Raw genomic sequence first — 18,499 nt, 5'->3', positions numbered from 1 at the left:
GCAACTTTTTCTAGCTTGTGACCATTCTCCTACATGGAATAGAAAAAAAGACGGCCCCTCGTTCCGTCTTAAGACTTATCCATACCATTCACTGTTGTGCAATCAGGGCCTGGCTAACGGTAAGCGTATTTCAAAACGTGCCCCTTGTAATTTCGGAGAATTGTCTGCAAAAATTTCTCCACCGTGATCGACAATAATCCTTTGAGTAGTAGACAGACCCAATCCCGTTCCTTCTTGCTTCGTTGTATAGAAAGGGACAAACAGGTTTTGCTTGCTGACATCAGAGAGTCCTGGGCCATTATCCTCCACGGTAATCACCACTTCATTAATGGAAGAAAACACGGTTACCAAAACGAGATTCCCACGCGCTAGCAATGCTTCAAATGAGTTTTTCATGATGTTTAAAATCGCTTGCTTAATCCGCGGGCGTTGTCCGTATACATACCACTCGCCGTGGGCAATTCGCAGCTCCAAATTTATCCCGCGCCGATTTGCCTCTGGCTCTAGCAAGCGCAATACGCCATTTAATTCATCCAGCACTAAAAAACGCTCGGAAACGATATTATCATCTCTATAACGTGCTAATACGAGAACATCATTTAACAAACCATCTATTCTTTCAATTTCAGTTAAAATGACAGAAAAATAAGAATCATTCCGACTTGACGTACCCTGTTCTCTTAATAATTGTATGAATCCTTTGATTGATGTCAGCGGGTTCCGAATTTCATGGGCCATTCCTGCTGCCAATTGACCAACCGCTGCCAGCGCCTCGCGCTTACTTAGCTCTTCTTCATACCTTTTGCTCTCTGTTACGTTTCTCAGCACAGCAATTGCGCCCCAAAGCTCGTCTTTATAATGAATGGGACTTGTGCTCACTGTTGTCCATTTTCCATTGTACTCATTTACATAATGTCCAGATTGGCCTTTTTCCACCACCCACTGAATAAATCGTTCGCTATCATGAGGACGAAAAGCGGCATCAATATTTTTACCAATCACTTGCTCCCGCTCTACGCCTAACAGCTGTGTCAGCGCGTAATTTGCTTCGATGACAATCATGTCACGATTGATCATTAAGACAGCAATATCGTTTGATTGCAGCACAAGCTGAACCAGCTCCTGTTCCGCTACTACATGGCTATCCTGATCTTCCCACGTTAAGGATGATGTCCGCTCATGAGCTTGCTTTTGGGTCAACTGATGGAAGGCGTGCTCGATTTGCTCCATCAAATGATCTGCCGCTCTATATACTATCAGCAAAATGGCGAGAAAATCCTTTTGCTCTAAATCCGATTGCACGAATTTAGCGTAATCCCTGTTTAAATGTTCAACAATGATGTCCCTACATGTCCGAATGCTTTTCAATACACACGTCAGCTGGACATCACCAGAGAAGCACCCATGAGAAAAATTGTTATATTCTTGATCCAAAGAGGTGATATCCTCAGTTTCCACAATGTCAGCCAATCTGTGAATGAGTTGAACGAGTAGCGCCTCGGTATTTTCACGTTGCTCCAGAATCAATTCAGAGTAATCCGAATCATCAGAAAGACAAGAGCATGTTTTTATTGCGATCGAAGACGCCAAATGAGTAAGATACATTCGTATTCGATTTTTCAAATCACTCTGGCTCCTTTTTCATCTTGCTTCAATGAGGCTTTTTCTTCCAAGTATGTAATCGTATTGCTTCTATTATGGGCGTAAATACAACAAGAAGTAAAGTGGCTCGACGGGATCAAAAGAAGATCGTGCCCTACTATGTTTTGAAAATGAGCTAGAAAGCGCTTCCGTTTTCTCTTCTAATCATATCATGACTGCGCGAAGAAATGTTAAAAAATGTTATTCTTCAATTATCGCACGTAAAAGCCTGTACGAATAAGGCACCTGCCCGCTCACAAGGGACAAGTGCCAACTTCTTTACGAATGTGCTTTCACTGAGTAGTTGCGCAGGTCTGATTTTACAGGGCTGTTTTGGTTGGTTCCCGCGTGAGCACGCTTGAATGCTTCACTCTCTGTCCAAGCCTTGAATGCTGCTTCATCTGTCCACTTGGTAAAAACGATGTACTCATCACCTTCTGTTGGTGCAAGGAAAAGGAACTCCAGGAAACCCGGCACTTCCTTCATCCGCTCTCCGCCCCCACCAAAAGCTCGCTCCAAGTGTGATTGATAATCTGCTGGTACTGTCAGTCTGTTCATTGATACGTACATTCTTGTCACGTCCCTTCCAATGTCTTACTCTCTCATTATACAACTTACTGGAGGGAAAACAAAAAACCACAGACGCATTACTCTCGTCTGCGGTTCCTTTGCTGTTCGAGCATAATATCCATGAGCAGCATGTCTTGCAACGGATCTTTGGGGTCAGTCGTAAGCAGAGCTGCTACAGCTGCCATCGCACATTTTACTGATTGAAAGGAGTAAAAGGCATCCCGCTCAGCATCGCTAAACAGGGATAGGTCAGAGCGTTCCTGTACCGGGTATGGAAAGTCCGTTTCGACACCAGCTCGATCCAAGACGATGAGTGCCTGCTTAATCGCGAGCAGTGCGGCACTTACACTGATCCCATACTCTTTTCGCAGCTCATCCCACACCTGGAAAGCAGATTTCTCCACTCTCTCCTGATTAGGCCGTGTAATAATCCCTGTTTTACGCCCTTCCTTTAAGAGCCAGTCAACAAAAATATCGTGTCTGGGAGGAAAAGCGTATACTTGCAGCGTCATTTCCAATTCCGTCGGATAGTCTTTGGCAAAACGGGCATGAGCCAAGGACATCTCATATCGACGTGAAGGATGACCAGGTACGGTAACGAAAACGGTATCCTGCCGTACTGCAGCAACTTGCAGCTTCGTCCGGGCTGGGATGCGACCCTGTGGTGCTTTTTCCCTGCGAATGTTTCCAGGAATCAGCTCTGTGCCAAATTGATGATACTCCAGTGGAGAATCGATCCACGGTATGGGTTCTCGAGAACGAATCTCGTACAACCCGTTAAAGGTTATCCATTCACCAGGACGTCGCTGACTACGAATGAGTACAGCATGCTCCTCTTCCTCTGGAGGAACTTCCGTATCTTGATCATCAGGCGCTGGATGCAACCGTTTATGCTCAATTAAGACGCAGTCCTTCAGTAAAAGCCTCTCTAGCAATTCACGTTTACTTACCCATTCATATCCGATTCGGTAAATCCGATTTTTCATCGGCTCCACCTCCTTTTGTCGCCAAATCATCCGAGGGTAGTGTTTTGTTAAACTACCATATGTAATTATTACCTTGTCCGTGCTAAACAGATCGTACAATCTGCCATAGTGCTTCGGCCGCTTCTTTTGGCGATTCTGCTTTGCTGATCGCACTGATTACGGCTACGCCATCTGCCCCAGCTTGCATCACGTGGGCAGCATTTTCCCGTGTGATTCCTCCGATCCCTACAATCGGCAGCTCATGGCCAACTGCCTCACGAATGGCAGATATTGCAGACGGTCCAATCGGCTCTCCTGCATCTGCTTTCGATGAAGTAGCGAACATCGCGCCGACACCAATACAATCAGCCCCATCTCGCTGCGCGAGCAAGGCTTCCTCAATCGTCGCAGTGGATACGCCAATGTACATTTTCTCCCCGACCAGCTCTCTGACATCGCGAAGCAGCATATCATCCTGTCCGACATGGACTCCATCTGCTTGCAGCTGGACAGCCAATTTTACATCGTCGTTTACGAAGAACAATGCACCATGTTCCCGGCACAAAGCTTGCAGCTGGCGTCCCAGGTCAAGGCGCTCATCTGCGGTGAGGTTGCTTCCTTTGTCTCGCAGCTGTAGGGTACCCACTCCACCGCTTAAAGCTTCATGAGCGATTTGTGCGGTACGCTCCAGAGAAAAACCGCAATCCTGCGATCCAACCACGAAGTATACACCCATTTTCTCTCGCAACAAGTCCCTGTTTCTCATCCTTCTCTCATCTCCCAACGATTGAGTGCCGTTCGATAGGCCGATGCCGCCTTCTTCACATCCAGAGCATCCGTAATCCCGGACAGGACGGCGATACCTGCACACCCAGCCTCCAACACTTCCCAAGCTCGATCTGGTGTTATTCCTCCCAGCCCGATAACAGGAACTGACGTACCAGCCGCAAGCTGGGCCAGCTCAATCGTTCCCCTAGGTGGAAGACCCGGCTTGGAGTGACTTGGAAAAATATGGCCATAGATCATATAGTCTGCCCCGTCAATGACTGCTTGCTTCGCTTCCGCAATCGAGTGTACAGATCTCCCAATCCATTGCTGTTCGTTCAATACCTTACGCGCTTCATGCGGAGCAAGACTATGGTAAGCGAGATGAGCCCCCTTACACTGACTGGCTGCCGCTACATCTACGCGGTCATTTACGATCAAGCATTCAACAGGAATAACATCGGAGAGTGCTTTTACCCAATCCATGCACTCTCTCGCTGTCCGGTGCTTTTCACGAATATGTAAAAAGTTCATGCCGCCCGAATAAGCCTCTTCGGCCATCTCCAGTACTTGCTCCAGAGATTGGCGACCATTCGTAATCACATGCAATTCAGGATGATGGTGCATTCGATTGGACACCGCCTCCAGATAGGGCAGTCAAGCATTCCTGCAACCACTCTGCTGATTTGTCCTCTCCACCCTGTGGTGCATGAGCCAGTAATTCAACCACGAGCCTTCTCAGGAAAAAGGCCTGCTGCACGGTCAGTGGGAACGTAATCGTTTTCGGCTTCGTCTCTTGTTTTTCCAATGTTTCTACACCGGCCAAGAGCATATCGGCAATGGACTCGACAATCTCTCTCATCGGTTCGTTCTGCTTGAGATCGTCGTAGCAACCATCATAGAGACGACACAATATTAAAAATGCCTGTGACGACAAGGTCACCGGCTGTACATCCTGCATCGGTTCCGTCACGCTTTTCCCCTCCACTCGCTTAAAAAACAAACCCTATTATATCATAACCATCTCCCCGTCGCCCTTTTTCCTCTACGAATTGGAGAGCGTTGCAAAAAAGAAAACCGCTGAAATCAGCGGTTTTTGCTTGTACCCTCGTTACGATCATTGTGGTTGGATTGTCGCAGGTTTGTATTTTGATCATTTTGATCAAGTGTTTGCCCACGATTCTTCCCGAGATCCTTGCTGTTGTTATTTTTACCCAATTGGTCCACCTCCCTCTCAAGATAGCGTAACCAATCGCTGACACTTTACTCGTTGCTTTTAACAGGTTTATGAAGCGATGCGACGACTGCGTTTTTTTAGAGCAAATACAATCGCAAATGGGACACGCCATCCCAAGAGAAAAGCGAGTGTGATGAAATAAGTAACAGCGGTAAAAATGAGTGTGATCGGAACACCTGTCCACCAGGCTCGCAGGACGAGTCCGATGGGCGCTGCCACGGTCCAGGTCAAAAGTGTGGAGAGCAGCAGACGGCCTGCCGTCTCATAGGCACGTGGACTGTAGCTACGAAAAAGCAGCATCGCAACGATCCAGCCGATCAAAAAGGGGGTCAATGTTTCCATGATCCCTATAAACGTAACAGGCAGATGATGGGCCAGCTTTCCGTAATATACAAATAACAGGAAGGCGACCAGATCCCCGACAAGCAATACATAGCCAGCCGGCAAGATACGCAGTCTCATACATAATCCTCTTTTCCATGCTTTCAGAAATAGGTCTTACGTAGTTCTTCCCTATTGTACACATGCTTGCTTTCACCCTACAATCATCTGCAGCGTTTATTCACCAAACAGCAACATTTGCAGCTTTTCCTTTGCTGCCGGCCATTCCTTGTCTACGATGCTAAAGTAGACGGAATCACGAATATATCCCTCTCGCAAGACCATATGGTTTCGCAAGACGCCTTCCTGAATTCCGCCAATCCGTTTAATCGCTCGCTGCGAGTTGAGGTTGCGTGAATCGGTTTTGAGCTGTACGCGGATACATTCCAGCTCTTCAAAGCAGTGACGCAGCAAAAGGAATTTGCATTCGGTATTGACAGCTGTTTTCCATACGGAAGGGGTGAGCCAGGTAAAACCAATCTCCAATCCTCGATCTTTACGAGAGATGCCTAAAAAACGCGTGCTGCCAATAATCTTATCTGTCTCCTGACTGACGATTACAAAGGGTAGCTCGGTTCCTTCTTGTGCATTTTGCAGAGCTTGTTCGACGAAAGATTGCGTATCCTCTGGATTATGCATCGCAATCGACATATAACTCCAGATTTGCTCAAACCTCCCCGCTTCCCATAAGCCCTCAACATGCTCGGGACCTAGTGGCTCCAGACGGACCAGCTTTCCTTCCAATGTAACCGGTGCGATTTGCAGCATCATCATCTCTCCTCTACTGTTCTGGCACGTGACTTAACCAGAACAGCTCCCAGAAATTTTTTCAATGATAAAGGGCGGAGAGATATTTGTCAATCGCATTCCTTCGAAAAATCAGAGCTTGTCGTCATTTTGTCAGATTTGAGGAATTAGGTCTTATCTCCCCCAATATAATGTTACAACTTGTATCCGAGACAAACCGGGGCATTGTCCAGATGCGAGACAAAAATGAAATGAAAAGGAGGGATCGCAATGAAAACGCAAACGGAATCAAACGGGATCGTTACCCTTACGAACGAGGGCGAGGACCTCATCAAAAACAGTCCACTTTATAATGAAGGACTGCGTCCCACAACTTCGGCTGAACATACGTGGACTTCGTACAACTTCGCCAGTCTTTGGATCGGTATGTCGATCTGTTTGCCGACTTATGCGATGGCAGCAGGTTTGATTTCACTGGGAATGAACTGGTGGCAAGCCATTATCACGATCATTCTCGGGAACTGTATTGTCCTTATCCCCATTCTTCTCAACTCTCACGCTGGAACAAAATTTGGAATTCCTTACCCTGTATTTGCGCGGCTTTGGTTTGGTTCAAAAGGTGCACACATCCCTGCGGTGGCTCGTGGCTTGATTGGTGCGGGTTGGTTTGGGATTAACTGTTGGTTCGGAGGTGCTGCCATCGATACGTTGCTCATGTCGATGACAGGCTGGGCAAGCGTTCCTGGACATCTATGGATCTCCTTCTTTGGCTTCTGGCTCTTAAACGTCTATGTTGCCTACAGAGGACCAGAAGCAATCAGAAAAATGGAAGCATGGGCAGCTCCCATCTTGATTATCATGAGCCTTGCTTTGCTTGTGTGGGCATTAACCAAAGCTGGTGGGTGGGGCCCGATGCTTTCCGCTCCTTCCAAATTCACGAGCACAGGGGACTTCCTCAAAGTATTTTTCCCGGCATTGACAGGGGCCATCGCATTCTGGGCGACCATGGCTTTAAACATCCCTGACTTTTGCCGCTATGCGAAGAGTCAGAAGGCACAAATCGTTGGGCAAGCGTCTTCATTGCCAACCACGATGGGGGGCTTTTCCTTCGTCGGGGTAGCCGTTGCCTCCGCTACCGTCGTTATTTATGGAGAAGCTTTGTGGGATCCGGCAGCTGTTTTAGCGAAATTTTCACCCTTTGCCATCTTCCTCGGAACAATCGGCATCATCCTTGCTACCTTAACTACAAATGTGGCAGCGAATATCGTCGCTCCTGCCAGAGCCGTCGAAAACCTTGCACCACGCCGTCTAACCTATGAAGCTGGTGCCATTATCGCAGGGGTAGTCTCTTTGCTGATGCAGCCTTGGTATATCCTTGAAAACTTTGGAAACTACATTTTCCTCTGGTTAGGAACGTATGGTGCATTACTCGGTCCTATCGATGGAATTGCGATTGCTGACTACTGGCTTGTAAGAAAAAGACGCATTCATTTGACAGAATTGTATAAAACAAATGGAATCTACTCTTACAAAACCGGATTCAATACACGGGCAATCTGGGCTATGCTCATCGGTATCGCCATTCCGTTTATCAGCAAGTTAATCCCTGGATTGGAAATTATTTGGGACAACGCCTGGACGATCGGCTTGTTGATTTCTCTTGCGCTCTATACCTGGATGATGAAGGGCGATGCCACCATCATGAGTGCAAAGGATTATGAGCAGGTAACACAGCGTCCAAATGCTTCCCGCGCCTCCTGAATATAGCCTTGCGAACTGTTTGGACTTTCAGAATCAACGAAAAAGACTGGCAATCCGTCTGAGGGATTGTCAGTCTTTTTCTGTGCAAATTTACCATTTAAATTGGCTGATCGACTCTTGCAGCTCATGAGAGAGTTGATTCAGATTCGTGCTAGAGCGTGCGATTTCCTGCATGGACTCCAGTTGTTCCTTTGCACCAGCGGAAACACCTTGTGTATGAACAGAAGCTTCTTCTGCCAGTCGGTTCATTTCATCCATCGCAGAGGCTACCTGCTGTACGCTAGCAGACATTTCTTCTGTAGCTGCAGATACCTCCTGGATTTGGCCTGCTACATCCTGTGAGCTCGCTACGATGAGTTGGAAGGTTTGTCCAGCTTCCTGAACCACCATTGCCCCTTTTTTCGCTTCTTCTGTACCAGCAATCATGACGCCAACCACTTGAGTCGTTTCCGTCTGGATTTCACCAATCAGACGTGCAATTTCTCGCGCAGATTCTTCTGACTGCTCAGCAAGCTTGCGAACCTCATCCGCGACAACAGCAAAGCCTCTTCCATGCTCACCTGCCCTTGCAGCTTCAATCGCTGCATTGAGTGCCAACAAATTGGTTTGCGAGGCTATTCCGGTAATGACATCGACAATTTGTCCAATTGCTTCCGAGCGAACTCCCAATTGCTGTACCAAATCCGCTGCGTGATTTACTGAGGTAGAGAGTGAATTCATCTGAGTAACAGCTTGTTGAATCTGTACATTTCCTTGCTCGGCATCTTGGGCTGCTTTTACAGAAACCTCCGTAACAGCACTCGATGTATCGGCAATACGTCCGATCGCGATCGACATCTCTTCCATCACTCGTACACTCTCTTGGGTACGCTGAGACTGGACTTCAGATGCTGTCGCAATTTGTTGAACACTTCCAATAGACTGCTCCGTAGCGTGAGCGGACTGCTCAGCACTAGCAGACAATTCTTCTGAGGATGCTGCTACTTGTTCACCGGCTACTTTTACTTGTTCAATCAATGAACGGAAATTGGTGACCAGCTCATTGAATGAAGCACCTAACCGGCCCACTTCATCACGCGTCACGTACGTAACGGGCTCAACTGCTAAATTTCCTTGTGCGAGCTCTTCCATTTTCTTTTGTACGACACGAAGTGGCTCAGAAATCAACCTAGCAATCAGAAAGCCAAGGACTGCAGCCAAAATCACTGATGCCGCCCCAACTACAATGAGGAACGTAATGCCTGATTCAGAATCCATCTCGTTTTCCAGACGAATCTCCTCGGCCTGCTCTGCCTTATACGTAGCCCATTGCAACTGCTCCTGGTTAATCCAGTTCAGCGTCTTGTCAGTCGAGCGGTAGTACGCATACGCCTGCTCTTGTTGCTGACCCTGTATCATCTTGACTACCTCTGCTTGATCGTTTCGATACTGATCCAGCAGCTCTTGCAAAATTTTGACGCTCTCTTGTTCCTTTTCGTCGAGATGGGTATGTTTCAGTTGTTCGAACGTTTTGTCAGCAGAAGCAGTCCGCCCATCCAACTCAGTCTTGTACTCTGCAAAAATCGCTGGAGTCGGGTCCAAAATCATTTTGTAAATCAATCCATCAATCGCACGAATCTCTTGGCGCCAGTCGTTAATCCATTTGACTGGAAGCAATTGCTCTTGATACATCGATTGGATTCGTTCACCAGAGGCTTTCACATGGTAAAATCCTGTAAAGGCCACACCAATCAAGAAAACAGCCATCAAGCTAATTAAGCAAAACATTTTTGCTCGGGTACTTAGATTACGAAAAAGACTCATGTTTGTTTGGCAATCCTCCTGTTTCATGGTGATGGTTGAATATGGTTGAAAAAAAGCTCGAATATTGTCTAATCTTACCAAACATTATCGACCAAGTCGATAGTCTTAGGTTATTTCACTTACATCCAGCACAGACAAAATAGAAATTTGGCTGATTTGGGCATCCGGTTCATAGCAAATATAGTACGTAAGGTCCGGGCTGATTCGATAACGAATCCCCCGGTATCCACAGGAAATAAGGTATAGACGCACCTCATCGCCTGTCCATTCCAGCCACTCCTGAGTATCCATCGTTCGGGTACGAGATTTCAGGTCTTTGGTAGAATGTCGCGTACGCAGAGCATCCATCCGTAGTTCGTTTTCTCCGTAACGCTCGTCCAGGCAAAAAAGTCCTGGCAACAAAAGTTCCTGACGAAGCACCGCAGCTTTATCCCACATTGTCTCTGCATGACATATGGCATACTGTGCAGCGATTTCAGGATTACTCACCAAATATACGCCTGAGCCAAATACTGCTTTTGCTCTGGCGCCATTCAGAAATAAGCGGCGTTCCTCTCTTTCATAGCGCTGCGCCTGTACCACTCGCAAGGCTTCTCCATGTTCCACACCGCGATAAACAATTTGCTTCATCCCTGTAACTCCCCTTATGTCCCCGTGATAGGAGCCTGTCTGCTCATGCCAAAACGAGGAAGGTGCCTGGCTAGCACCTCCCTCTCCTTGTTACGGCAACAGTTTTACCATGTCATCGTAAGTCTCCGGACGACGATCGCGATAAAACTGCCAAGTGTCTCTTACCTCGTGAATTCGGTCTCGGTCCATTTCCGCTACGATCACTTCATCCTGATCGCGGCTTCCTACCGCTACAAACTGACCACGCGGGTCGACAAGATACGATTGTCCGTAAAACTCGCCCATGTTCCAAGGAGCCTCGAAGCCTACCCGATTGATTGCTGCCACATAATAGCCATTGGCAACTGCATGCGCTGGCTGCTCCAGCTTCCACAAGTATTCCGATAACCCGGCTACTGTCGCGGAAGGGTTAAACACGATTTCCGCGCCATTTAATCCAAGCAAGCGTGCGCCTTCTGGGAAGTGGCGATCATAGCAAATGTAGACCCCAATCTTGGCAAAAGCCGTATCAAAGACCGGATATCCAAGATTACCTGGCTTAAAATAATACTTCTCCCAAAAACCGCATCCGTTGTTTCCAACTCCCACATGTGGAATGTGCTGTTTGCGGTATTTTCCCAGATACTTCCCGTCCGCATCAATGACTGCAGCGGTATTGTAGTAGGTCCCGATTCCCACTTTTTCGTACACCGGGAGTATTAGAACCGTTCCCAGCTCACGTGCCAGGGAGGAGAAAAGCTGTACCGTCGGACCGTTTGGCACTTCTTCCGCCGATTCGTACCATTTTGTATTTTGTTCCGAGCAAAAGTATGGTCCGTAGAAAATTTCTTGTAAACAAATGATTTGAGCTCCCTTAGCCGCAGCATCTCTAACCAATCTGACATGCTTTTCGATGGCTTTTTCTTTGTGGAGATGAACAGGTTCGTCTCCATGCACGTCGTTTTTCGCTTGAATTAATCCGATGCTTACTTTATTCCCCATTCTGCTCCTCCTCTCTTTTCCTGATTTTCCACGCTTCTATGGTCTGGCAAAGGTGGATCGATTGATATATCGCCCTGTTCCTGCTTGCCCTACGAACTGCTTGTTTCGGACAACGAATGAGCCACGTGACAAGACCGAAACGACTTCCCCGTAAACCTCTTTGCCTTCAAACGGGTTGTAATCTACGTTCATGTGGTGCGTCTCAACGGAAATCGTACGCTGAGCCATCGGGTCGAATAAGACGATATCCGCATCAGAGCCTACCGCAATCGTCCCTTTTTGCGGGAACATCCCAAACAGTTTGGCTACTTTCGTAGAAGTGATATCTACGAACTGATTGAGACTGATTTTTCCTTTTCGTACCCCTTCCGAGAAAAGAAGGGTCATCCGGTCTTCAATAATCGGACCGCCGTTCGGTATTTTCGTAAAATCCTCTCGGCCCAATTCCTTTTGACCAGAGAAATTAAACGGGCAGTGATCTGACCCAACCGTTTGCAGGATGCCATTTTTCAGAGCATTCCATAGCACTTCTTGATTCCACTTCTCGCGTAGAGGAGGTGACCATACGTATTTCGCACCTTCAAAATCCGGTTTTTCCAGATCAGTAATATCCAACACGAGATATTGCGGGCAAGTCTCACCGTAAATATTCCAGCCTTTTTCACGAGCTTCGGCAATGCGTCTTACCGCATCCGCACACGACACATGTACGACATATAGCTGGGCATCCGCCAAAGCAGTCAAAGCAATCGCCCTGCCTGTCGCCTCTCCCTCTGCTTCGGGAGGACGAGTATGCGCATGATAAACAGGATCTGTATTTCCGTCTGCCAGAGCTTTTTTGGTCAAATAGTCGATCACGTCTCCATTTTCGGCGTGAACCTGAACCAGTGCCCCTAGTTCTTTGGCACGAATGAGTGTTTTGAACAAGGTCTCGTCATCTGCCATCAAAACGTTTTTATAGGCCATGAACACCTTCAGCGAGGTAATACCATCAGAAGCAATAACCGATTGCAATTCTTCGAGAACCTGATCGTTCGCATCGGATATCATCAAGTGAAACCCATAGTCGACGACAGCTTTCCCTCTGGCTTTTTCATGCCAGGTTGAGATTGCCGAATGCAGAGACTCGCCCTTGTTCGTCAGGCAAAAGTCAATTACACTCGTCGTTCCGCCAAATGCTGCCGCTTTCGTTCCTGTAAAGAAGTTGTCAGACGTAACTGTGCCTCCGAATGGCATGTCGAGATGCGTATGGGGGTCAATTCCACCCGGCAACAGGTAGCAGCCTGTAGCATCAACAACCTCCGCACCTACCGTATCCAGGTTAGAGCCAATCGCGACTACCTTTTCTCCTTCAATCAGAATGTCCGCCAGGTACGTATCGGACGCAGTCACAATGGTGCCATTACGAATCCATTTTTTCATGCCTGCTACCTCCCTTTCCATCGCTAGAATAGGCACGTAAAAGACGTGCCTCCCCTAGTACACGCTATGCGGGGCGAGCCTAAATCATTCTTCTTCCCTACTCATTTGCTCCTTTACGTTTCGCAGGTTCCACCAGCAGCCAGTGCTGCCTGTCTCTGGTTCCAGCTCAGCGGTGGCAGATCATTCGGAATTTCGACCATATCAATCGTGCCTTCCACCGGGCAAACGATCGAGCAAAGATTGCATCCTACACAGTCTTCTTCACGCACAACAAGTCGTTCTTTTCCCGTCGCAGCATCGCTTATGATATCAATGCATTGATGGGAAGTGTCCTCACATGCGATATGGCATTTGTTGCAATTGATACAGGTTTCTTCGTTGATTCTAGCCACTACCTTGTAATTGAGGTTGAGGTGTCCCCAATCTGAATACGTCGGTACGGCTTTTCCGACGATATCCATGACAGAAGCGATTCCCCGCTCATCCAGGTAGTTGTTTAGCCCGTCAATCATGTCTTCTACAATCCGGAACCCGTGATGCATAGCCGCAGTACATACTTGAACCCCAGATGCACCCATAAGTAAAAACTCAACGGTATCTCGCCAATTCGATATCCCGCCGATTCCTGAGATTGGGATGCCAATCTGAGCATCGCGGGCACATTCTGCCACCATATTCAGCGCAATCGGCTTTACCGCAGGACCACAGTAACCACCATGCGCACCCTTCCCATCCACATGAGGAATTGGCAGCCATTTGTCCAAATCCACACCCATCAAGCTGTTGATCGTGTTGATCATGCTGATGGCATCTGCACCGCCCTGCCTCGCCGCTCGAGCTGTAAACCGGATGTCGGTTATATTGGGGGTGAGCTTGACGATTACTGGCGTCTGGGCCACTTCCTTTACCCATTCCACTTGCTGACGGATGAGATCAGGATGCTGCCCGACCGCTGAGCCCATTCCGCGCTCTGCCATTCCATGCGGACAACCAAAGTTGAGCTCAAGTCCATCGACACCAATTGCTTCCACTTTTTTGACAATCTCATGCCACGCTTCTTGCGTATGCTCTACCATCAGGGAAGCGATCAGCGTATGGTTTGGAAAACGCTTTTTCGTTTCATCCATTTCTTTGAGATTGACCTCGAGTGGTTTATCCGTAATCAGCTCGATGTTGTTAAATCCGAATACGCGCTGACCGCCATAGGTCAAACCAGCAAAGCGCGAAGTCACGTTAATAATCGGTTCACCCAATGTCTTCCAGACGGCTCCACCCCAGCCCGCTTCAAATGCACGCTGTACCTGATATCCGGAATTGGTTGGAGGTGCGGAAGCCAGCCAAAAGGGATTCGGGGATGTGATGCCCGCCAGATTTATACGAAGATCAGCCATGATAGGACTCCTCCATCTTTATAGCGATTGTTGAATCGCCGTACTCTCTGACACAAGCTTTGCCTTGTATCAAAGGCCCCTCTTTGCTTTATACCGGCTGCTTCTGATCGCTGAGTGCACGGTGAATGGCGTGAGCGGCTCGCTTTCCATGGTTTGCAGCATCTACAACCATCGCATCTGTCTTCCCGCCACCAAAAATGACATCGCCTGCGGCAAATACTTTGGAATGACTGGTGCGATACGTATCGTCTTCCACAGTCACTACACCGTTTTTATGGGTAATGCCAAACGATTCAATCATCGCTTGATGACGTGTTTGGCCGATCGCCTTGACAACAAAATCCACATCAATGACAAACTCGCTGCCCGGTACTTGCGCCGGACGCTTTCGTCCTTTTTCATCCGGTTCACCTAATTCCATTCGTATCAATTCCAGACCAGTGACTTGGCCGTTCTCTCCGATAATGCGAGTCGGAGCGACTAACCAGCGGAATTCCACACCGTCTTGTTTGGCAAACTCGTATTCAAATTGATAACAGGACATTTCATGCTCGGTCCGTCGATACAAAATTTGAACATTGCCTGCTCCCATCCGCTTTGAACAGGTTGCCGCGTCGATTGCTGTATTCCCTGCTCCGATGACCACTACTTTTTTGCCGAGCATCTCATCGGTCAATGGCTTCGTTTTTGTCTCCTCCACCAAGCTAATGGCATCGAGGACACCGCTCAGGTCTTCACCTGCAATGTGGAGATTCGGCACATTTCCCATTCCTGCAGCAAGCAATACGGAGTCATAGTCAGTCAACAGCTCCTCAGGCTGCACATCTACTCCAATACGCGTATTCGTCCGAATCTCTACCCCCAATGCTTCTATTTGCTCTACTTCCCAGAGAGATATTTCCTGAGGCAGTCGGAAGGATACAATCCCGTACGTATTTAAGCCCCCCGCTTTTTCTTTTGCTTCAAAAATCGTTACCTGATAGCCAAGCCGCGCCAGCTCCCGTGCTGCTGACAAGCCTGCTGGACCTGCCCCTATGATTGCGACACGCTTGCCATTGTCCTCTCCTTTTTTAAACAATGCGGCCTTGTTGTTAATTGCCCAATCTGTAGCGTGACGCTGGAGCAGCCCGATCATGATCGGTTTGGAAGCGTGATTGAGCACACAGGCGCCCTCGCATAGCTCTTCGGTTGGGCATACACGGGCACAGCTTGCCCCCACTGGGTTAGAATCCATGATCGTCCGAGCAGAGCCATGGAGATTACCAGTCGCAATTTTCTGAATAAAAGAAGGGATGTCAATGGAAGTCGGGCACGCCTTGATACAGGGCGCATCATAGCAATACAGACAACGATTTGCTTCATCGATGGCTTCCTTTGGCTTTAAAGCTGGTACGACTTCCATAAAATTTTTCTGCAATTCGTTGGAGACGCCCATCTCTTAACAACCTCCTTACCTGATCTAAAAACTAGCTTGCTATTAATCAATGTGGCGTTTTGGCATTTTATGATTGTTTCATTTCCTTTTTCACTACCTGCATGACGAAATCATTACTTCTGTCATGGAATGAATGATTTCACGGACGAATAAGCTGGAAGAAAGATGATGGAGAGGAAGGAAACGAATGAGGGATTACGAACAGGAGATTGCGCGGCTTAAGAGCCAGGTAACGGAAGCAACAACATTGCTAGCCGAGCTCGAAGCGGAGCATCATGCCTACGTCACACAATGCGAGCGACGCACCGTATACCTCTCTTCGCGTGAAATTCTGGAGCTTTTGGAATCCCGAAAAGGCAGAGTCGGGAGTATGGCAACGATAAAGAGGTGGGCGGATCAAGGCTATTTGGGCAAAGTCGTTGACGAACGAGAGGCTTTTCCACTTCTTGTCAGCAAGCAAGGAAACAAGCGATTTTTATATCCGCGTGAAGCCGTTTTTCGCTTTCTTCATGAAAAAGGCCTCCTCCTCCCTCTCTACGATGTCTTGGATCGTGTGCAGATTCGGATTGCAGAGAAGAAGGTATCAGGCTTGGTCACCGCGATCGAACGCTACGATCAGAACTTCTCCTATCAAGTTCAACTGGAAGCAACGGGAGAGATCCTTTCGTCGATTGCTGAGGAAGACTTGTTTCTCCCATAAGGAGGCGCTATGGAGCTCGCAACGATCACTTTGGAAAATACGGTACAAAATCAGGAAGTATCGCGACAAATCCGCGATTATCATAAAAAAAAGGGGCAGCCCCTCGCAATTCGTTTTAGCGAAGAACTGACCCATATTATTTTGGAGGCACCCTGCCTGTATGTGCCTGATCTCGAACAACTAACTCAAAATATCGTCATAGAAGGCCATCTGCGAAAATGCTCGACTCATAGCGAGGTACACCCACGTGGCAAGGGGAAAACGGTCAACCTGCATCTCGATTCAGAGCTGGTGGCTGAACTGGAGCAAATCCGTTCACACGTTAACAGCAAAACACAGCAGGAGGTCATCCGCGAATTGTTTATCCGTGGTATGCGTTCTTATTTGGCTGAACAGGATGAGCAAAAGGAAAATGCCTCTCCTCTATCCAAGTCCTCCGATGCCTAAATGTCCTATCCTTGTCTACCTTGTGGTCCGGCAGGCGTTTTCCATTTGCGAAATCGATCCTTTTCCTTCCGATTCCAAAAATACTCAAAAAGACTGACCAAAAGCTCTCCCGAACCAGCAAGCACTCTAATGGTAAGAGTCGCACCTTTTTTGATTATGCTTCCGAGTCCTTCCAGTGCATCTAACACTTCCATGCGAAACACCTCCTAAGCAAACCACTTATCTGGAAAACTTGATTTGATTCCCATTAATTTGATAGGTTAGCTTGAATGGCTTTTGCTGGTCAGAAGCTAAATCAAACAGGATGGCTTTATTTTTGATATCTACGCTCACACGATCAACATCGTAGAAATCCGACAAGCCCTCTGGCTTCTTATTTGGGGAAAGCAGCACAATATGCTCACCTGTGACCTGATTAAAAACGCCGCTGCCCTCCATTGTCGTATACAAGATCCAGTGATTGTCCAGCCAAGTGACATCATCCACAAAATAGCCTGGGTACAGCTGCGTGAGCGGAGTAAAGTCTTTCCGATAAAAACGAATATTGGCGGAGCTATACAACCCATCAGAATCAATCAGGGCGATCGTTTGTTTATCGGGGGAAGCCACTCCCTCGTTTTTGGCGTACTGAATCATGATTTTTTCCCAAACGACCCGGTTCTGTTCTTCCAGGAAGATAGCATCCTGGTTGGAAAAGACGACGTTCTTCGCATTTTTTATGGCAGCAAGATCATTCTTAGCTGAGAAATTGCTGTAAATGGTCAGGGTCGCGTCTTCCTCTAAACCATCATACGCAATCCCTAGCGATGGATACTCCCAAGCGAACGTCCCGATCCCGTGCAAATGATGGGTAAAATCGGGTGCTCCCCATTCTCCAAAAATCGAAAAGGTTTGAGCAGTTGAAGGAGACGAGAGCTTCTCTCCATAGGCTTGCAAATTTTTTGCCATATCAATCAGCGTACTTGTATTCTTTGCTTGATCACGACGGTAGATTGAGATCCCTTTGATTTTTTCTTGGGCGAAGGTAGCAAACAAATAGTAGCCTTCGTATTGGTAGCCCAGTAGCTCATTGGTCTGATCAACGAATGCAGGAGTTCCAAGCAGGCGTGTGAAATCTTTTTTGGAGGTCTTGACAGTGATCCCCTTGACGATCTCACCCGTGTACGCAGGATCAACCAGAATACCGTAGGCTCGGTTGTTTTCATCCCATCTAACCTTGATTGCATTTGCATATGTCTCATAATCATCAAAGCTTGCAAGCGACTTCCCGAGCAGATTTGTGAGGGAGTCTTTTTTCCATGCGTTCGTCAAAAAGGTTTCTACCAAAAGCCCTTTCGTCAGGACTTGAGCATTTTGTACCGTGGTTCCAGGTACGGAAACCTGAGTTGTTGGTGTACTGCTCAAACTCTCTGCAGAAGCTTCTGTCGCAAAGCAGAAGCAGGACAGCAGAAGGATCAGGTGCTTCTTCGACACTGTATTCCCTCCCAAGCTCTACGCCTAATATCGGCTGTCGTCATTGCCATGAATGGCTTATCCCTAAATTATACCAGACTTTCTCCTAAAACCGAGCAAGCAATTTTCAACGTTTTTCCAAAATACCCTACGTTTTGCTTCATGTCAATT

Annotated in this window: 20 protein-coding genes; 3 read left to right on the top strand and 17 right to left on the bottom strand. The window is 47.7% G+C overall.

Annotation, left to right across the window (positions count from 1 at the left end; all coding sequences use genetic code 11):
* Nucleotides 1–102: 102 nt before the first annotated feature.
* The 9 genes from ADS79_RS14995 to ADS79_RS14960 all read right to left on the bottom strand — a co-directional run bounded on the left by ADS79_RS14995 (nt 103) and on the right by ADS79_RS14960 (nt 6,327).
* The gene (locus tag ADS79_RS14995) at nt 103–1,623 is read right to left on the bottom strand and encodes a two-component system sensor histidine kinase NtrB (RefSeq protein WP_049739249.1); all 1,521 of its coding nucleotides are present in this window, start codon (nt 1,621–1,623) and stop codon (nt 103–105) included.
* Between the two features lie 297 nt (nt 1,624–1,920).
* Nucleotides 1,921–2,211 (bottom strand): antibiotic biosynthesis monooxygenase family protein, encoded by a 291-nt coding sequence (locus ADS79_RS14990; protein ID WP_049739248.1) that lies wholly within the window; start codon nt 2,209–2,211, stop codon nt 1,921–1,923.
* Between the two features lie 77 nt (nt 2,212–2,288).
* A complete protein-coding gene (locus tag ADS79_RS14985) occupies nt 2,289–3,197 on the bottom strand; it encodes a hypothetical protein (RefSeq protein ID WP_049739247.1) in 909 nt (302 codons plus the stop codon).
* Between the two features lie 82 nt (nt 3,198–3,279).
* The gene (gene thiE / locus ADS79_RS14980; RefSeq protein WP_049739246.1) at nt 3,280–3,942 is read right to left on the bottom strand and encodes a thiamine phosphate synthase; all 663 of its coding nucleotides are present in this window, start codon (nt 3,940–3,942) and stop codon (nt 3,280–3,282) included.
* Entirely contained in the window at nt 3,939–4,580 is a 642-nt protein-coding gene (locus ADS79_RS14975; protein WP_236699991.1) for a thiamine phosphate synthase, read from the bottom strand. Before ADS79_RS14975 ends, thiE begins: the two co-directional genes overlap by 4 nt.
* The gene (locus ADS79_RS14970; protein ID WP_049739244.1) at nt 4,552–4,914 is read right to left on the bottom strand and encodes a hypothetical protein; all 363 of its coding nucleotides are present in this window, start codon (nt 4,912–4,914) and stop codon (nt 4,552–4,554) included. The genes ADS79_RS14975 and ADS79_RS14970 overlap by 29 nt, the downstream gene beginning before the upstream one ends.
* A 113-nt stretch (nt 4,915–5,027) precedes the next feature.
* Nucleotides 5,028–5,159, bottom strand: coding sequence for a hypothetical protein (locus ADS79_RS36415; RefSeq protein ID WP_255323679.1), 132 nt, complete (start codon nt 5,157–5,159; stop codon nt 5,028–5,030).
* 67 nt (nt 5,160–5,226) lie between these two features.
* A complete protein-coding gene (locus ADS79_RS14965) occupies nt 5,227–5,640 on the bottom strand; it encodes a DUF3054 domain-containing protein (RefSeq protein WP_049739243.1) in 414 nt (137 codons plus the stop codon).
* A gap of 96 nt (nt 5,641–5,736) precedes the next feature.
* Entirely contained in the window at nt 5,737–6,327 is a 591-nt protein-coding gene (locus ADS79_RS14960; RefSeq protein WP_049739242.1) for a GNAT family N-acetyltransferase, read from the bottom strand.
* 249 nt (nt 6,328–6,576) lie between these two features.
* On the opposite strand from ADS79_RS14960, the gene ADS79_RS14955 reads away from it, so the two are divergent.
* Nucleotides 6,577–8,067 carry an NCS1 family nucleobase:cation symporter-1 gene (locus tag ADS79_RS14955; RefSeq protein ID WP_049739241.1) on the top strand — a complete coding sequence of 497 codons (1,491 nt, stop codon included), beginning with the start codon at nt 6,577–6,579 and terminating at the stop codon, nt 8,065–8,067.
* Nucleotides 8,068–8,157: 90 nt separating this feature from the next.
* Here ADS79_RS14955 and ADS79_RS14950 read toward each other — a convergent pair whose 3' ends face one another.
* The 6 genes from ADS79_RS14950 to ADS79_RS14925 all read right to left on the bottom strand — a co-directional run bounded on the left by ADS79_RS14950 (nt 8,158) and on the right by ADS79_RS14925 (nt 15,729).
* Nucleotides 8,158–9,870 (bottom strand): methyl-accepting chemotaxis protein, encoded by a 1,713-nt coding sequence (locus ADS79_RS14950; protein WP_049739240.1) that lies wholly within the window; start codon nt 9,868–9,870, stop codon nt 8,158–8,160.
* A gap of 105 nt (nt 9,871–9,975) precedes the next feature.
* Nucleotides 9,976–10,500 carry a hypothetical protein gene (locus ADS79_RS14945; RefSeq protein ID WP_049739239.1) on the bottom strand — a complete coding sequence of 175 codons (525 nt, stop codon included), beginning with the start codon at nt 10,498–10,500 and terminating at the stop codon, nt 9,976–9,978.
* Between the two features lie 90 nt (nt 10,501–10,590).
* Entirely contained in the window at nt 10,591–11,481 is an 891-nt protein-coding gene (locus ADS79_RS14940; protein WP_049739238.1) for a nitrilase-related carbon-nitrogen hydrolase, read from the bottom strand.
* A gap of 36 nt (nt 11,482–11,517) precedes the next feature.
* Complete coding sequence (gene hydA / locus ADS79_RS14935) at nt 11,518–12,903, bottom strand: dihydropyrimidinase (RefSeq protein ID WP_049739237.1); 1,386 nt, start codon at nt 12,901–12,903, stop codon at nt 11,518–11,520.
* 113 nt (nt 12,904–13,016) lie between these two features.
* The gene (gene preA, locus ADS79_RS14930) at nt 13,017–14,294 is read right to left on the bottom strand and encodes an NAD-dependent dihydropyrimidine dehydrogenase subunit PreA (RefSeq protein WP_049739236.1); all 1,278 of its coding nucleotides are present in this window, start codon (nt 14,292–14,294) and stop codon (nt 13,017–13,019) included.
* A gap of 88 nt (nt 14,295–14,382) precedes the next feature.
* Complete coding sequence (locus ADS79_RS14925) at nt 14,383–15,729, bottom strand: NAD(P)-dependent oxidoreductase (protein WP_049739235.1); 1,347 nt, start codon at nt 15,727–15,729, stop codon at nt 14,383–14,385.
* Between the two features lie 187 nt (nt 15,730–15,916).
* Here ADS79_RS14925 and ADS79_RS14920 point away from each other — a divergent pair, with 187 nt between their 5' ends.
* Both ADS79_RS14920 and ADS79_RS14915 read left to right on the top strand, forming a co-directional pair.
* Nucleotides 15,917–16,429, top strand: a complete 513-nt coding sequence (locus ADS79_RS14920; RefSeq protein WP_049739234.1) for a hypothetical protein — start codon at nt 15,917–15,919, stop codon at nt 16,427–16,429.
* 9 nt (nt 16,430–16,438) lie between these two features.
* Nucleotides 16,439–16,876: a hypothetical protein gene (locus tag ADS79_RS14915; protein ID WP_049739233.1), complete on the top strand. Its 438-nt coding sequence runs from the start codon at nt 16,439–16,441 to the stop codon at nt 16,874–16,876.
* A gap of 5 nt (nt 16,877–16,881) precedes the next feature.
* Here the strand turns inward: ADS79_RS14915 and ADS79_RS14910 are convergent, their stop codons facing one another.
* Nucleotides 16,882–17,070, bottom strand: coding sequence for a hypothetical protein (locus ADS79_RS14910; RefSeq protein WP_049739232.1), 189 nt, complete (start codon nt 17,068–17,070; stop codon nt 16,882–16,884).
* Between the two features lie 25 nt (nt 17,071–17,095).
* Nucleotides 17,096–18,349 (bottom strand): hypothetical protein, encoded by a 1,254-nt coding sequence (locus ADS79_RS14905; protein WP_049739231.1) that lies wholly within the window; start codon nt 18,347–18,349, stop codon nt 17,096–17,098.
* Between the last annotated feature and the right edge of the window lie 150 nt (nt 18,350–18,499).

This window comes from Brevibacillus reuszeri (genome assembly GCF_001187725.1).
Lineage (GTDB): Bacteria > Bacillota > Bacilli > Brevibacillales > Brevibacillaceae > Brevibacillus > Brevibacillus reuszeri.
The sequence above is the reverse complement of the archived record's forward strand: the minus strand, read 5'-3'. Positions and strand labels throughout refer to the sequence as shown.

Coding starts and splice junctions, on each gene's coding strand:
- hydA (WP_049739237.1), bottom strand. CDS start 12,903: ATGAAAAAATGGATTCGTAATGGCACCATTGTGACTGCGTCCGATACG.
- ADS79_RS14945 (WP_049739239.1), bottom strand. CDS start 10,500: ATGAAGCAAATTGTTTATCGCGGTGTGGAACATGGAGAAGCCTTGCGA.
- ADS79_RS14955 (WP_049739241.1), top strand. CDS start 6,577: ATGAAAACGCAAACGGAATCAAACGGGATCGTTACCCTTACGAACGAG.
- ADS79_RS14920 (WP_049739234.1), top strand. CDS start 15,917: ATGAGGGATTACGAACAGGAGATTGCGCGGCTTAAGAGCCAGGTAACG.
- ADS79_RS14940 (WP_049739238.1), bottom strand. CDS start 11,481: ATGGGGAATAAAGTAAGCATCGGATTAATTCAAGCGAAAAACGACGTG.
- ADS79_RS14990 (WP_049739248.1), bottom strand. CDS start 2,211: ATGTACGTATCAATGAACAGACTGACAGTACCAGCAGATTATCAATCA.
- ADS79_RS14910 (WP_049739232.1), bottom strand. CDS start 17,070: ATGGAAGTGTTAGATGCACTGGAAGGACTCGGAAGCATAATCAAAAAA.
- ADS79_RS14960 (WP_049739242.1), bottom strand. CDS start 6,327: ATGCTGCAAATCGCACCGGTTACATTGGAAGGAAAGCTGGTCCGTCTG.
- ADS79_RS14925 (WP_049739235.1), bottom strand. CDS start 15,729: ATGGGCGTCTCCAACGAATTGCAGAAAAATTTTATGGAAGTCGTACCA.
- ADS79_RS14950 (WP_049739240.1), bottom strand. CDS start 9,870: ATGAGTCTTTTTCGTAATCTAAGTACCCGAGCAAAAATGTTTTGCTTA.
- ADS79_RS14915 (WP_049739233.1), top strand. CDS start 16,439: ATGGAGCTCGCAACGATCACTTTGGAAAATACGGTACAAAATCAGGAA.
- ADS79_RS14985 (WP_049739247.1), bottom strand. CDS start 3,197: ATGAAAAATCGGATTTACCGAATCGGATATGAATGGGTAAGTAAACGT.
- ADS79_RS14965 (WP_049739243.1), bottom strand. CDS start 5,640: ATGAGACTGCGTATCTTGCCGGCTGGCTATGTATTGCTTGTCGGGGAT.
- thiE (WP_049739246.1), bottom strand. CDS start 3,942: ATGAGAAACAGGGACTTGTTGCGAGAGAAAATGGGTGTATACTTCGTG.
- preA (WP_049739236.1), bottom strand. CDS start 14,294: ATGGCTGATCTTCGTATAAATCTGGCGGGCATCACATCCCCGAATCCC.